The organism is Archangium violaceum (genome assembly GCF_016859125.1).
Lineage (GTDB): Bacteria > Myxococcota > Myxococcia > Myxococcales > Myxococcaceae > Archangium > Archangium violaceum_A.
Window position 1 is genome coordinate 206,264 of the sequence record NZ_CP069338.1, and the last position, 14,110, is coordinate 220,373.

The following is a 14,110-nucleotide window of genomic DNA, read 5'->3' on the forward strand; positions in this document are numbered from 1 at the left end:
TCACACGCGCAGTGGAAACACTCCGGCGCGGCGGCGTCATCGCCCTGCCCACGGAGACGGTCTATGGGCTGGCGGCCAATTGCGAGGACGAGCTGGCCGTGCGCCGCGTCTTCGCCATCAAGGGACGCCCCGCCACCCACCCGCTCATCGTCCACGTGGCCCGCGCCGAGGAGCTACCCTCCTGGGCCCGCCACGTCCCCGAGGAGGCCTGGCTTCTGGCCAGGGCCTTCTGGCCGGGGCCCCTCACCCTGGTGCTCCCTCGCACCTCGCGCGCCACGGATGCCGTGACGGGTGGCCAGGACACGGTGGCGGTCCGCGTCCCCCACCACCCCGTGGCCCTGGCCGTGCTGGACGCCCTGGGCGGCGGCGTGGCCGCTCCGAGCGCCAACCGCTTCGGCAGGGTGAGCCCCACCACCGCGGAGCACGTGCGGGCGGACCTGGGGGACGAGGTGGACCTCATCCTCGACGGAGGCCCGTGCACGGTGGGCGTGGAGTCCACCATCGTCGATTTGAGCGGCAAGGAGCCGGCGGTGCTGCGCCCCGGAGGCCTGGCGGTGGAGGAGCTCGAGCGCGTCCTGGGGCGCGAGGTGCCGGTGCGGACCTCGGCCACGGTGCGCGTCTCGGGCAGCCTCGCCTCGCACTACGCGCCCCGGGCGGGGGTGGTGCTCTCCGAGCCCGCGGACGTCGTGGCTCGCGTGGAGGCCCTGCGCGCCCAGGGCCGGAGCGTCGGAGTGATGGGCCCGGCGAGCCTCACGCTGCCCCAGGGAGTGCCCCGCTACGACGTGCCGGAAGATCCGGCCGGCGCGGCACGCGTCCTCTACACCCGGCTGCGCGAGGCGGATCTCCAGGGCCATGACGTCCTGGTGGCCTGCCTGCCTCGCGCCGAGGGCCTCGGCATCGCCGTGAGGGATCGGCTCGCCCGAGCCGCCGCGCCCCGGCCCCCCGGTACCTGACGGGAAGTACTCAGGGTCTGGGAAACCAGACCCCGCGTGCACCCACCGGAACACTGCCGTAGACTCTCGAACACCTGAAGTCCGGAATCCCTCCAGCCTCCCTACCAGGAGCCTCTTCGTGAACCGGCGCCTCCTCGGCCTGCTCGCCGCCCTTTCCCTGACCTCCGCATGCAAGGATGAGCCCGTCGGCAAGATGGAGCCCATCCCCCGCCCGCCCGGCACGCCCGCCGCCCCGGCGAAGCAGGCCACGGCCCCGAAGCCGGCCCCCGCGCCCGAGCCGCCCCCGGATCCCTCCAAGGTGGTGCTGCGTTGGAAGCTCGACGCCCCCACCGCCTTCCGCCTCACCACCACCGCCTCCGAGTCCGCGCCGCCGCCTCCGGCCGCCAAGGGCAGGAAGGGCAAGGCGGCCGAGTCCCCCTCGGTGAAGGAGAGCGAGACGTCCTCCATCTTCGTCCTGCGGCAGACCGAGTCCGGCGACTACGCCTTCCGCATCGTCCCGCAGGGGCCGGGCGGCGAGGCGGATCAGGGCACCATGAGTGAGCGCGGCTTCGTGCTGGACGGGCTCGCCGGGCCGCTGCGCAACACGGCGGTGCTGGTGCTGGAGCTGCCGCGAGACGCGGTGGGCCCAGACACCACCTGGATGCTCGGGACGAACCTGGTGGACCCGAGCTCCATCCCTGGCTTCATGGAGAAGAAGGCCGAGCGGCGCAACCAGGTGAAGCTCACCGCGCTCACCCCGGCCGAGAACGGAGAGCAGGTGGCGACACTCGAGTACGAACTCTCCGAGCACATCGCCGGGCAGCTGCGCCCCATCCGCTCGCCCTTCAAGAAGAAGCCCGCGGCGGCCACCGGGAAGGACGGCGAGGGCGAACACGAGGGCGAGGCCTCGTCGGCAGCGGGCCTCCAGGACGCCTCCGCCGAGGTGCGGGTGAAGGGCCGGGGCGAGTTCCTCGTGAAGGCGGGCCGCTGGCGCTCCTGGGAGGCCACGCTCACCACGAGCACCGAGGGCACCACCGTGCCCGGCCTGGCCAATGGCGAGCGCGTGATGCGCCTCACCCCGCTCGATTCGGTACCGCAGGAGCTGCTGCAGCCGCAGGCGAAGAAGTAGCCACTGCCTCCGACTCGCGCACGAGCTGGACCACGGCGTCCACCCATGCGGGGTGCGAGTTGAGCGAGGGGACGAGGGTGAGCGACTCGCCCCCGCTCGCGAGGAACTGCTCTCGCCCGCGAATGGCCACCTCTTCCACCGTCTCCAGGCAGTCGGCGACGAAGGCGGGGCACATCACCGCCAGGCGTTTCACCCCGCGCGCGGCCAGCTCCGGCAGCACCACGTCCGTGTAGGGCTGAACCCACGGGGTACGCCCCAGGCGGGACTGGAAGGACACGCTCCACCCGTCGGGCGAGAGCCCCAGCCGCTTCGCCAGTCCCCGCGCCGTGGCGAAGCACTGGGCCCGGTAGCAGTGGCGGTTGGCCTCCGTGAGGGCGTCACAGCACCCCGCGGAGGCCAGGCAGTGCGAGCCCGAGGCATCGGTGCGGCGCACATGGCGCTCGGGCACACCGTGGAAGCTGAAGAGGACGTGCTCCGCCCGCGCGTCGGAGATGACGGGGCGCGCCACCTCCGCGAAGGCGTCCAGGAACGCCGGGTGCCCGTGGAAGGCGGGCACCGCCCGCACGTTGGGCACGTCCCAGGGCTCGGACAGCACCTCGTAGGTGCGCGCCAGCGAGGAGCCCGAGGAGGACGGGGCCTCCTGCGGATAGAGCGGCAGCACGGTGAAGTCCGCCACGCCCCGCGCCCGCAGCCGCGCCACCGCGTCCGGCAGCGAGGGGTTGCCGTAGCGCATGGCCAGTTCCACCTCGTACTCACCGGCGAGCCGCTCGGCCACCGCCTTCTCCAGGGCGCGCGAGTGCACCATCAGCGGCGAGCCCTGCTCCGTCCAGATGGTGCGGTAGGCGTGCGCGCTCTTGGGCGAGCGGAAGGGAAGGATGATGAAGTTGAGCAGGAACCAGCGGCCCACCGGGTGGATGTCCACCACGCGCGGATCACCGAGGAACTCGCGGAGGTAGCGGCGCACGGCGCCGGTTTCAGGGGCATCCGGCGTACCCAGGTTGATGAGCAGCAACCCCTTGCGTGCGGGAGTCATGGCCGGTCAGTGCAGGGAGTGGGGTTGGGTGAGGGCGAACTCACCGATGCGCGCCTCGAACTGGCGTCCGTCCGCGCGCTCCATGGTGTAGGAGCCGCGCATGGAGCCAAAGGGCGTGCGCAGCTGCGCCCAGCTCGTGTACTCGAAGCGCTCCCCGGGACCCAGACGAGGCTGCTTGCCCACCACGCCCTCGCCCTTCACCTCTTCCACCTTTCCGGTGGCGTCGGTGATGATCCAATGGCGGCTGCGCAACTGCGCCACATCCTGGCCCGTGTTGATGATCTCCACCGTGTACATGAAGGCGTACTGGTGGGACTCGGGGGCGCTCCGCTCCGGCCAGTAGCTGGGCTTGACGGTGACGCGAATGCCTTCGGTGGTAACGGAGGACATGGCACACAATTGGCTGGCTCGGCGCCCGGACGCAAGCCAAACGAACCAGCCACTCAGGGGCTCAGGAGTTGGCCCCTTCCCGGTCCCGCCCCGGCTGCGCTGGCTGGGCGGGCGGCTCGGGAGCCTCCACCTTGGGCCAGATGAGCGAGGCCACGATGGAGGCCACCAACACCCCGCCGATGATGCCCAGCGACAGCCCGATGGGGACGTGGATGTCGAAGAAGACGATGAGCATCTTCATGCCCACGAAGCCGAGGATGGCGGCCAGTCCCATCTTGAGCAGGTGGAACTTGTCCATGAGGCTCGACACCACGAAGAAGAGCGAGCGCAGGCCGAGGATGGCGCACACGTTGGACGTGTAGACGATGAAGGCGTTCTGGCTGATGCCCAGCACGGCGGGGATCGAGTCCAGGGCGAAGAGCAGGTCCGTGGCCTCCACCACCATCAGCACCAGGAAGAGGGGCGTCACCTTGCGCCGGCCGTCCTCGATGGTGAAGAAGTGGCTGCCCTCGCCCTGGCGAGCCACCGGCAGCATGCGCCGCGACAGCTTCACGATGGCCGTCTGCTCGGGGTCCGCGGCGTCGTCGTCTTCCTTGGAGAAGGCCATCTTCGCCGCGGTGAAGACGAGGAAGGCGCCGAAGATGTAGAGCAGCCAGTGGAAGCGCTGGACGAGCGCGGTGCCGGCCAGGATGAGGGCGGCGCGCATGACGAACGCGCCCATGATTCCCCAGAAGAGCACCCGGTGCTGCACCTCTGGCGCCACCCGGAAGTAGGCGAACACCATGAGGAAGACGAAGAGGTTGTCCACCGAGAGCGCGTACTCGATGACGTAGGCCGTCACCCATTCGGTGGCCTGGGACGTCGTCCAGAAGCCCGAGTACCAGAGGCCTCCGCAGAAGAGCAGGCTGAGGACGATCCACACCACCGTCCACCCGCCCGCCTCCTTGGGCGACACCACGTGCTCCTTGCGGTGGAAGAGGCCCAGGTCCAGGGCCAGCATGGCCAGGACGAAGACGTTGAATCCCACCCAGAGCGCGGTTTGTGTGTTCACGGTGTGTTTCCCTGATCCGGCCGGAGACGCCGGGCTGCCCCCTCATACCGGGGCGGGAGACCCGACGTCGACAACCTTGAGCGGCTTGCTCCGGCGAGACGGCTATTCCGTCGCCGGGCGGCGTAGCACCACCAGGGCCCGGCCCGCCACCACCACGGCGCCACCGGCGGGCGTATGGGTGTGCAGGGACACGCGGGACTGGCCGGTGTCCACCACCTCTTCCCAGTCCGCGCCCCACTCGATGGCCGGGAGCTGGAAGGTGATGGGCTCGTGGTGGGCGTTCATCAGCACCAGGAGTGTGTCCCCGACGATGCGCTGGCCCTCGTCGTCCGGGGAGGCGATCGCATCTCCGCCCAGCAGGAAGGAGATGGAGCGCACGTAGGGCTTCTCCCAGTCCTCCTTCTTCATCTCCTGCCCGTCCGGACGGAACCAGGCCAGATCCTTCAGCTCGCTGTCCCAGATATGGGAGCCGCGGAAGAACTTGCGCTTGGTGAGCACCGGCTGCTCGCGGCGCAGCCGGCTCAGGAGGCAGGTGAAGTCCAGCAGCTTGCGCTGGGACTCGGAGAGGTTCCAGTCCACCCAGGAGATCGCGTTGTCCTGGCAGTAGGCGTTGTTGTTGCCGCGCTGGGTCCGGCCCATCTCGTCACCGGCCAGCAGCATGGGCACGCCCTGGGACAGGAAGAGCGAGGCGAGGAAGTTGCGCTTCTGCTGCTCGCGCAGCTCGTTGACGACGGGGTCCGCCGTCTCGCCCTCCACGCCGCAGTTCCACGAGTGGTTGTCGTTGGCCCCGTCCCGGTTCTCCTCCAGGTTGGCCTCGTTGTGCTTCTGGCTGTAGGTGACGAGGTCGTGCAGGGTGAAGCCGTCGTGGGCGGTGATGAAGTTGACGCTCGCGGTGGGCTTGCGGCCGCTCAGCGCGTACAGGTCCGACGAGCCGGTGAGCCGGTAGCCGATCTCCGCCGCCTGCCGGTCATCCCCCTTCCAGTAGCGGCGGATGGTGTCGCGGTACTTGCCGTTCCACTCGCTCCACACCACGGGGAAGTTGCCCACCTGGTAGCCGAAGTCGCCCACGTCCCAGGGCTCGGCGATGAGCTTCACGCGGCTGAGCACCGGATCCTGGTGCACCATCTGGAAGAAGGCGGCGCGGGTGTCGTAGCCGTACCGGTCGCGTCCCAGGGTGGTGGCCAGGTCGAAGCGGAAGCCATCCACGTGCATCACCTGCACCCAGTAGCGCAGGCTGTCCATGACGAGCTTGAGCGCGTAGGGGTGGGTGGCGTTCCACGAGTTCCCGGTGCCGGTGAAGTCCTGGTAGTAGCGCGGATCCTTGTCCAGCAGCCGGTAGTAGGCGGCGTTGTCCAGGCCCTTGAAGGACAGGGTGGGCCCGAGGTGGTTGCCCTCGCAGGTGTGGTTGTAGACGACGTCGAGGATGACCTCGATGCCGGCGCGGTGGAGCGCCTTCACCATGGACTTGAACTCGACGACCTGGCCGCCGCGCGAGCCGGAGGAGCTGAAGCGCGCGTCCGGGGAGAAATAGCCCAGGGTACTGTAACCCCAGTAGTTGGTGAGGCCCTTGTTGACGAGGAAGGGTTCATCCACGTGGGCGTGGATGGGCAGCAGCTCCACCGCGGTGACACCCAGCTTCGTGAGGTGCTCGAGGATGGCCGGGTGGCCCATGGCCGCGTAGGTGCCACGCAGGTGCTCGGGGATGGCCGGGTGCAGCTTCGTGAGGCCCTTCACATGGGCCTCGTAGATGAGCGTCCGGTTCCACGGCACGGAGGGAAGCCTGTCCCCCTCCCAGTCGTAGTCGTCGGTGATCACCACGGCCTTGGGCACGCCGGCGGCACTGTCGCGCGTGTCGAAGCTGAGATCCTGCTCCGACTCCCCGAGCGTGTAGGCGTAGACGGGGGCGGAGAAGTCCACCTGCCCGTGCAGGGCACGGGCGTAGGGGTCCACCAGCAGCTTATGCGGGTTGAAACGCAGACCGCGCCGGGGCTCGTAGGCGCCGTGGGCGCGCAAGCCGTAGAGGGTGCCCGTCTGCAGCCCCGGGATGAAGCCGTGCCACACGTGCTGCGTCTGCTCCGGCAGGACGTAGCGGCGCAGCTCCCGCGAGGGCTGCTCCGGATCGAAGATGCACACCTCCACCTTCCGCGCATGCTCGCTGAAGACGGCGAAGTTGACTCCATTACCAAGGTACGTGGCGCCCAGGGGATACGGCTTGCCCGGAAGCACCTCGGCCCGCTTCATCCATCGCTCCTCTCCAACAGCACCAGCGGGAAGCCCGCCAGCAGAGGAGCCAGGGGCAGCACCACGCTACCCGCCTGACGCCCCGGCCGGACTTCCCGCCCGGTGAACACGTCCCGGAACGTCATGCTGGCATAGGACTCGGGCAGATCCAGGGACGTTTCTTCATAGGCCCCCGTGAGCCCCCCGGGGGACTCCAGGGCGGAGAGGGTGTAACGCGGTGCGGCGGCGATGACGACGGAGCGCTCGTGCTCGCGGGAGAAGGCCACCACCGCGTCCGCGCGCGGGCCCACCAGGTTCAGGGCCCGGTAGCCCCCGTGGTGGAAGAGGGCCGCCTGGCGCCGGCGCAGGCGCAGGGACTCGGCCAGGACGAAGAGCTTGATGCGGCCGTCGTCCATGTCCGCCGCCAGCTGGGAGCACAGCCCGGGCCGGTTGTGCTCCGCCTCCCGGTCCAGCGCCTCCAGCAGCCGGGCCCTCAGGCCGTAGTCCACCGGCCGGCGGTTGTCGGGGTCCACCAGGGACAGATCCCACAACTCGCAGCCCTGGTAGGTGTCCACCACGCCGGGGGATATCGCCTTCAACAGCAACTGCCCGAGCGCGTTGTGCTGCCCGGCCCGCTCGATGCGGCGCTTGAAGGCCTGGAGATCCTCGAGGAAGACGCGGCTGCGGCTCTCGTCCAGGCAGGCCTCCACGTAGCGCGACACCCCCTCCTCGTAGGCGGGGTCCGGGTTGGTCCACGAGGTGTGGACCTTGGCCTCCTTGATGGCCTTGAGCATGTAGTCGCGGATGCGGTTGCGGAAGCCCGCCAACTCCTCCGAGGAGAGGGACGGCCCCATGGGCCAGGCCCCCACCACCGTCTGGTAGAAGAGGTACTCGTCATTGAGAGACGGAGCGACGCCATGGGGCAGCTCCGTGCGGTGGGCCCGCGTCAGCTGGGACCAGCGATCCACCCGCTGACGCCACTCCTCGGGCAGCTCGGTGAGGACGTTGATGCGCGCGCGCACGTCCTCGCTGCGCTTGGTGTCGTGCGTGCTGGTGGTGAGCATGCTCGCGGGCCAGTGCTCCGCGCGCTCCTGGTTGCGGGAGTGGAACACCTCGGCGGAGGTGCCGAACTGCTCCGGCTCCCCCCCCACCTCGTTGAGGGACACGAGCCGGTGGTAGACGTAGAAGACGGTGTCCTCCAGGCCCTTGGCCATCACCGGGCCCGTCACCTGCTGCACCTTCATGGCGAAGGCCAGCATCTCCGCCCGCTCGTGCGGCCCCAGGTGCTCCGGGTAGCGCCGCAACAGCACGTCCCCCAGGAAGTCGAAGATGCTGGCGTTGAGGGTGGCGTTGCGCGCCTTGGCGTGGCGCAGGGTGTCCCGGATGTAGCGCACGTCGCGCTCGTCCAGCTCCGGCCGCCAGTCGTCCACGTAGGTGCGGTAGACGGGGAAGAGCGCGATGAACTCCGCCAACGCCCGCCGCAGGCTGTTGAGCGTGAAGTCCCTCGTGCGCCGGTTCATCTCCGAGATGCGGTTGAGCCGGTGGGCGAGCATGTTCAGCTCGCTCGACATGAAGTCGCGCAGGATGAGGCGCTTCTTGTCGTAGACCAGCTCCTCGAAGTCCGGCGCCTCCTCGATGAAGCGGTGATACGTCTCCGTCAGCGGCGCCTCGGCGTCCGGCCGCACGAAGACGCCCCCCACCGCGTTGGCGAAGCGGTAGCCCGTGGTGCCATGCACCGCCCAGGCCTCCGGGATGCGCTCGCGGCCTCCCTGGATCTTCTCCACCGCCACGTAGAGCGCCTTGCGCAGCGGCGAGTCCACGCGGGCCCCCGCCTCGCCCTGCCAGCGCTCGCGCAGCCGCCGCTCCACCTCTGGCCACAGCTCCGCCCGCTCGGCGTGCTCGGCCTCGAAGACGGCTCGCGCCCGCTCCACGAAGTACTGCTCCTGCAGGTTGAGGAAGTAGGCCGTTGGATCATAGAGCCCGTCCGGGTGATCGATGCGCAGCCCGGTGACGCACCCCTGACGCAGCCAGTCGAAGATGCGCTGGTGGGCCTCGGCGAACACATCCGGATCCTCCACCCGGATGGCGGCCAGCCCGTTGATGTCGAAGAATCGACGGTAGTTGATCTCCTCCCCCGCCACGCGCCAGTGGGCCAGCCGGTAGCTGCACCCCTCGAGCAGCTCGCCCAGCTCGTCGAAGGAGCGGGGGTTGCCCGGAGTGCCGTTGAAGGCCGCCACGTTGGCGGAGATATGGTCCGCCACCTCGGGGCAGGCCTCGGCCAGGGCGGCCAGGCGGCGCTTGATGACCTCCTTCTCGCGGTTGCGCTCGACGACCTTGGCGCGATCGGTCTCCGTGCGAGAAGGCAGGTGGCCGATGGCGGTGAGGATGGAGTGCAGCTCGAGGAGGTGCGTGTTCTCCGCCCCCAACCGGCCCTCCAGCTCCTCCAGGCCGCGCCGCAACACCCGCCCGTACTGCCGGGGGGCCACGGGCAGGGTGCGGTCGTAGTAGTGGACGAAGAAGGCCCCATCCCGGAAGCCCAGCTTCAGCTCCCCCCGCTCCAGCACCACGCCGTACTGGTCCCCCAGCACCGGAAGGAGCACCTTGCCCTCCAGCTCGTCCTTCACCGGGCTCCAATCGATGTCGAAGAAGCGCGCGTACAGGGACGACGGGCCGTTCTCCAACACGTCGAACCACAGCGGGTTGAAGGCTTCGATGCCCATGTGGTTGGGCACCACGTCCAGCACCTGACCGAGTCCATGCGCGCGCACGGCGGAGCAGAAGGCCGCGTGCTCCTCGGGCGAGCCCACCTCGGGGTTGAGCTGCTTGTGATCCACGCAGTCGTAGCCGTGGGTGCTGCCCGGCGTCGCCCTGAGGTAGGGCGAGCAGTACACGTCCGTCAGCCCCAACCGGGCCAGATAGGGCACCACCTCCCGCGCCGCGGTGAAGGGAAAGCCCTTGTGCAATTGCAAACGATAGGTGGAGAGCGGCGTGGCTCGCGCCAACAACTCATCCCGTACCCGCCCGTACAGCGCCCCGGCCAGGGTCTCCACGCCCGCCTGCCCCATCTCTCCTCCCGACACAACTGTACCCTCGAGTCGCATATGCCCCAGTCGTAGGATCGATAGGCCCTTCTGACCACCACCGAGACGCCCATCCGCACGCTACCCAACGCTCCTGGCCGCTCGTCCCTCGAAAGTGCAGAGGGCCCGCCACCTGGTGGCGAGCCCTCCGATGACAACACCCCGTGCGAGCGGGGAATCCGGCTCAGCTCAGGTTCTTGTTCACCAGAGCCGTCATCTCGAACATGGTGACGGACTTCTTCCCACCGAAGATGGGCTTGAGCTTGTCATCGGCGTTGATCTGCCGCTTGTTCTTCGCGTCCTGGAGGTTGTTCTTCTTGATGTAGTCCCAGATCTTGCTGACGACCTGGGTGCGCGGCAGCGGCTTGCTCCCGACGATCTCCGCCAGGGCGGCGGACGGAGTCATCTCCTTCATGAACGCCGCGTTCGGCTTCCTCTTGCCCCCAGCAGCGGACTTCTTGGCGGCAGGGGCCTTCTTCGCGGCGGGAGCCTTCTTCGCGGCGGTGGTCTTCTTGGCGGCCATTCTGTTCGGATCTCCTCCCCCTGTTCGCGTGTCCGGGGGCGTTGCACGGCTTGTTCACACCCAGAGCCGTCGAGCGCCTAGTAGCACGCCCGAGGCCGAAAAACAGCCCTCCGCTGCATTTTTCCCTCTGAGGGCCGAGGGGAAAATAGTGTTTCTCCCTCGGAAGGGAAGAGTGTTTTCTCAGGAGAAACACACCATGTTGAACATCCTCGTCACCGGCGCGAACGGTTTCCTCGGCTCCTGGCTGGTGCGAGCGCTCTCCTCGCGGGGCCTGAAAGTGGCCTGTCTGCTGCGGCCCGGAAGTGACTTCTCGGGTCTGGTGGGCCGCGAGTACGAGACGGTGGAGGGGGACGTGACGGACGCGTCCGGACTGGCCCGGGCGGTGGAGGGCCGGGACGTGGTCTTCCACCTGGCGGGCATCCGCCGTGCCGCCACCCGGGAGGACTTCATGCGCGTCAACGCCGAGGGGACGCGCCTGCTGTGCGAGGCCCTGGTGGCCACCGGTGCGCGGCCCCGGCTGGTGCTGGCCGGCTCGCTGGGCGCCTCGGGGCCCTCCACCCCCGGGAGGCCCAAGGTGGAGGAGGACCCCTTCCAACCCGTGGAGTGGTATGGCGAGAGCAAGGCCGAAGCCGAGCGCATCGCCCTCTCGTTCGCGGACCGGCTCCCGGTGACGGTGGTGCGCCCACCCCGCATCGTGGGGCCCGGGGATCACGAGAACCTCCTCCTGTTCAAGCTGGTGGCCAGGGGCCTGAGGCTGGAGCTGGGCGGGGGCCCCCGGCCGCTGACCCTCGTGGACGTGGAGGACGTGGTGGACCTGCTCCTGCGGGTGGCCGAGCGGGACGAGGCCCTGGGACAGGCCTTCTTCGTGGGCACACCGCGGCCGCTCTCGCTGGAGGAGTTCCAGGACATCGCCGCCGGGGCACTGGGGGTCCAACCCCGCACGGTGCGCGTGGCCCCCTCCGTGCTGACGACACTGGCCACCGTGGCGGACGGGGTGACGCGGCTGACGGGCCGACGCCTGCCCCTCAACCGGAAGTTCGCACGTCAACTCCTGGCGCCGGCCTGGACGTGCTCGAGCGCCAAGGCCGAGCGGATTCTGGGCTTCCGGGCCACGCGGGACGTGACCGACTCCATCCGCCGCAGCGCCCATTGGTACAAGCAACGGGGCTGGCTGTGAGCGCCGCGCCGGGCAACTCCTGAAGGGACCTCAATATGTAGGATAAAGAGGAAGACGGAACGAGCGTCGCTCGCTTCCGCGCGCCGAGCGCATGCGCTGGTCGGCTGTCTCCGTGCTCACCGAGCCGCCTCTCTCGACACCCGAGGCAGCGCGAACACATGACCCGACCGTCTCGACGCTTCCCTGCCCCTCTCGGGACGAATTCACGGCTGCTACGCGAGGTTGACACACGCCTGACTCCGGTGTCAGGAAGCCCGCCTTGCCCATGCCCGCGAAAGCTGCCTTCTACGATGTCGACGGGACGCTGGTGAAGACCAACGTCGTCCACGTCTACGCCTACTACGCGATGAACCGGGGCTCGCTCCTGGGCATTGCCGGGAGGACCCTGGCCACCGCGGCCAGTGCGCCCCTGTTCGCCGCCATGGACGCGGTGAACCGCAAGGCCTTCAACGAGTTCTTCTACCGGTACTACGCCGGACTGTCCGAGGACCGACTGGTGACCGTCGCCGAGGACATGTTCGAGGACGTGCTCAAGCCCGCCATCTACGAGCAGACGCGAGACCTCATCGACCAGGCGCGCCGCGTCGGCTGCCGCATCGTGCTCGTCACCGGAGCCCTGGACTTCAGCATGCGCCCGCTGGCCCGCTACCTGGGCGCGGACGACATGATCGCCAACAAGATGCAGTTCGTTGGTGGTAAGGCCACGGGCAAGGTGATTCCCCCCATCATCGAAGGGGCGAACAAGGCCAACGCCATACGCTCCTACTGCGTCCGCGAGGGCCTGGCGCTCGACCAGTGTCACGGCTACTCCGACAGCGCCTCCGACTACGCCATGCTGTCCGTGGTGGGGCGGCCCACGGCCGTCAACCCGGACATGCGCCTGCGTTCCATCGCCCGGGCCTACAACTGGCCCATCCTCGACCTCAAGTAACGGAAGACTCCGCTCGACATGCGCCCGCTCAAGACGCTCCAGAAGCTCTACGACGAGGAAAGCCAGGTGGTCATCACCGAGAAGGGCAGCCCGCCACGGGCGCTCTTCTCCGGGGAGAACTTCCTCCTCGAGGACCTGCCCGTGGGCACCCGGGTCATCTTCCCCCGGCCGGCCATGGCCGGCGTGCCCAACGTCAAGGCCGCCATCCGCTGGGCCATCAACCACCCCGAGGGCATGGAGCCCCTGCACGCCCTGCTGCGCCCGGGCATGCGGCTCACCTGCGTCATCGACGACATCTCCGTCCCGCTGCCGCCCATGGCGACGCCGGACGTGCGCCAGTCCATCCTCGAGGTGGTGCTGGAGCTGTGCGCCGACTCGGGCGTGGACGACGTCCACCTGATCATCGCCAACGCCCTGCACCGCCGCATGACGGAGGGCGAGATGCGGCGCATGGTGGGCCAGAAGATCTTCGACGCCTACTACCCGGACCGCTACTACAACCATGACGCCGAGGATCCCGACGGCATGGTGGAGCTGGAGCGCACGCCGTGCGGCTCGCACGTGGTGGCCGTCAACCGGCGCGTGGCCGAGAGCGACCTCATCGTCTACGTCAACGTCAACTTCGTGCCCATGAACGGCGGGCACAAGTCCATGGGCACCGGCGTGGCCAACTACGCCAGCCTCAAGGCGCACCACAACCCGAAGACGATCCGCGAGTCCAAGAGCTACATGGAGCCGGGGCACAGCGAGCTGTACCGGCGCAACGAGCGGATCGGCAAGGCCATCGACAAGCACCTCAAGGTGTTCCACATCGAGACGGCGCTGAACAACCGCATGTTCGGCCCCGGCGTGGAGTTCCTCCACAAGAGGGAGGAGGACTACACCGAGGCGGATCGGCTGAAGTTCCATGCCATGCGCTACGCGCTGTCGAAGATGCCGCGGGCCGCGGCGCGCAAGGTGCTCAACTCCATCCCCGCGCCCTACGACGTGACGGGCGTGTTCGCCGGCGCCACCGAGCCCACCCACGCCAAGACGCTGGAGAAGAGCTGGCAGCAGTACGTGGTGCCGGTGCAGGGGCAGAGCGACATCGTCATCTTCCCCATCCCGTTCATCTCGCCCTACAGCGTCAACTCCATCCTCAACCCGCTGCTGGTGCAGGTGATGGGGCTGGGCTACTTCTTCAACCTCAACCGCGGCGTGCCGCTGGTGAAGAAGGGCGGCGTGCTCATCCTCACCCACCCGGCCTTCGACGAGTTCGACCCGGTGCAGCACCCCAGCTACATCGAGTTCTTCAACCGGGTGCTGCCCGAGACGCGCGACGCGGTTCAAATCGAGCAGAAGTACGAGCGCGAGTTCGCGGAGAACCCCAGCTACGTGCACCTGTACCGCAAGGGCAACGCCTACCACGGCGTGCACCCGCTCTACATGTGGTACTGGGGCGAGAACGGCCGCCAGCACGTGGGCAAGGTCATCGTCGCGGGCGCGGAGAACAACCACGTCCCGGCGCTGCTCGGCTGGGACCGCACCGACACCCTCACCGAGGCCATCGAGGAAGCGCGCGGCTTCATGGGCCGCTCGGCCAGCATCAGCCTGCTGCGCATCGCCCCCACCGTCATGGTCGACGTGAAGTAAGCCCCCCGAGTT

General features: G+C 68.8%; 11 protein-coding genes. 5 read left to right on the top strand and 6 right to left on the bottom strand.

Going from position 1 to position 14,110, the window contains the following annotated elements; all coding sequences use genetic code 11:
• Positions 1–11 precede the first annotated feature (11 nt).
• Together JQX13_RS00835 and JQX13_RS00840 are read left to right on the top strand one after the other, a co-directional pair.
• Entirely contained in the window at positions 12–953 is a 942-nt protein-coding gene (locus JQX13_RS00835) for an L-threonylcarbamoyladenylate synthase (protein ID WP_430384144.1), read from the top strand.
• A 118-nt stretch (positions 954–1,071) separates the two neighbouring features.
• Positions 1,072–2,061, top strand: a complete 990-nt coding sequence (locus tag JQX13_RS00840) for a hypothetical protein (protein ID WP_203407176.1) — start codon at positions 1,072–1,074, stop codon at positions 2,059–2,061.
• On the opposite strand, the gene hemH is transcribed toward JQX13_RS00840, so the two are convergent.
• The 6 genes from hemH to JQX13_RS00870 form a co-directional block, all read right to left on the bottom strand.
• Positions 2,006–3,094 carry a ferrochelatase gene (gene hemH / locus JQX13_RS00845; RefSeq protein WP_203407177.1) on the bottom strand — a complete coding sequence of 363 codons (1,089 nt, stop codon included), beginning with the start codon at positions 3,092–3,094 and terminating at the stop codon, positions 2,006–2,008. The two genes, JQX13_RS00840 and hemH, sit on opposite strands and share 56 nt — an antisense overlap.
• Before the next feature lie 6 nt (positions 3,095–3,100).
• Positions 3,101–3,484 carry a Co2+/Mg2+ efflux protein ApaG gene (apaG, locus tag JQX13_RS00850; RefSeq protein ID WP_203407178.1) on the bottom strand — a complete coding sequence of 128 codons (384 nt, stop codon included), beginning with the start codon at positions 3,482–3,484 and terminating at the stop codon, positions 3,101–3,103.
• Between the two features lie 61 nt (positions 3,485–3,545).
• Positions 3,546–4,535, bottom strand: a complete 990-nt coding sequence (locus JQX13_RS00855) for a TerC family protein (protein WP_203407179.1) — start codon at positions 4,533–4,535, stop codon at positions 3,546–3,548.
• Positions 4,536–4,637: 102 nt separating this feature from the next.
• The gene (gene glgX / locus JQX13_RS00860; RefSeq protein ID WP_203407180.1) at positions 4,638–6,776 is read right to left on the bottom strand and encodes a glycogen debranching protein GlgX; all 2,139 of its coding nucleotides are present in this window, start codon (positions 6,774–6,776) and stop codon (positions 4,638–4,640) included.
• Positions 6,773–9,820 carry a malto-oligosyltrehalose synthase gene (gene treY, locus JQX13_RS00865; protein WP_239014452.1) on the bottom strand — a complete coding sequence of 1,016 codons (3,048 nt, stop codon included), beginning with the start codon at positions 9,818–9,820 and terminating at the stop codon, positions 6,773–6,775. Before treY ends, glgX begins: the two co-directional genes overlap by 4 nt.
• 199 nt (positions 9,821–10,019) lie before the next feature.
• The gene (locus JQX13_RS00870; protein ID WP_203407182.1) at positions 10,020–10,358 is read right to left on the bottom strand and encodes an SWIB/MDM2 domain-containing protein; all 339 of its coding nucleotides are present in this window, start codon (positions 10,356–10,358) and stop codon (positions 10,020–10,022) included.
• Positions 10,359–10,557: 199 nt separating this feature from the next.
• On the opposite strand from JQX13_RS00870, the gene JQX13_RS00875 reads away from it, so the two are divergent.
• From JQX13_RS00875 to JQX13_RS00885, 3 genes are all read left to right on the top strand, one after another.
• Positions 10,558–11,535 (top strand): NAD-dependent epimerase/dehydratase family protein, encoded by a 978-nt coding sequence (locus JQX13_RS00875; protein ID WP_203411817.1) that lies wholly within the window; start codon positions 10,558–10,560, stop codon positions 11,533–11,535.
• Positions 11,536–11,800: 265 nt separating this feature from the next.
• Positions 11,801–12,466 carry an HAD family hydrolase gene (locus tag JQX13_RS00880; protein ID WP_203407183.1) on the top strand — a complete coding sequence of 222 codons (666 nt, stop codon included), beginning with the start codon at positions 11,801–11,803 and terminating at the stop codon, positions 12,464–12,466.
• Between the two features lie 18 nt (positions 12,467–12,484).
• Positions 12,485–14,098, top strand: coding sequence for a lactate racemase domain-containing protein (locus tag JQX13_RS00885; RefSeq protein ID WP_203407184.1), 1,614 nt, complete (start codon positions 12,485–12,487; stop codon positions 14,096–14,098).
• The last annotated feature ends 12 nt before the right edge of the window (positions 14,099–14,110 follow it).

Coding starts and splice junctions, on each gene's coding strand:
- glgX (WP_203407180.1), bottom strand. CDS start 6,776: ATGAAGCGGGCCGAGGTGCTTCCGGGCAAGCCGTATCCCCTGGGCGCC.
- JQX13_RS00880 (WP_203407183.1), top strand. CDS start 11,801: ATGCCCGCGAAAGCTGCCTTCTACGATGTCGACGGGACGCTGGTGAAG.
- hemH (WP_203407177.1), bottom strand. CDS start 3,094: ATGACTCCCGCACGCAAGGGGTTGCTGCTCATCAACCTGGGTACGCCG.
- JQX13_RS00885 (WP_203407184.1), top strand. CDS start 12,485: ATGCGCCCGCTCAAGACGCTCCAGAAGCTCTACGACGAGGAAAGCCAG.
- JQX13_RS00870 (WP_203407182.1), bottom strand. CDS start 10,358: ATGGCCGCCAAGAAGACCACCGCCGCGAAGAAGGCTCCCGCCGCGAAG.
- treY (WP_239014452.1), bottom strand. CDS start 9,820: ATGGGGCAGGCGGGCGTGGAGACCCTGGCCGGGGCGCTGTACGGGCGG.
- apaG (WP_203407178.1), bottom strand. CDS start 3,484: ATGTCCTCCGTTACCACCGAAGGCATTCGCGTCACCGTCAAGCCCAGC.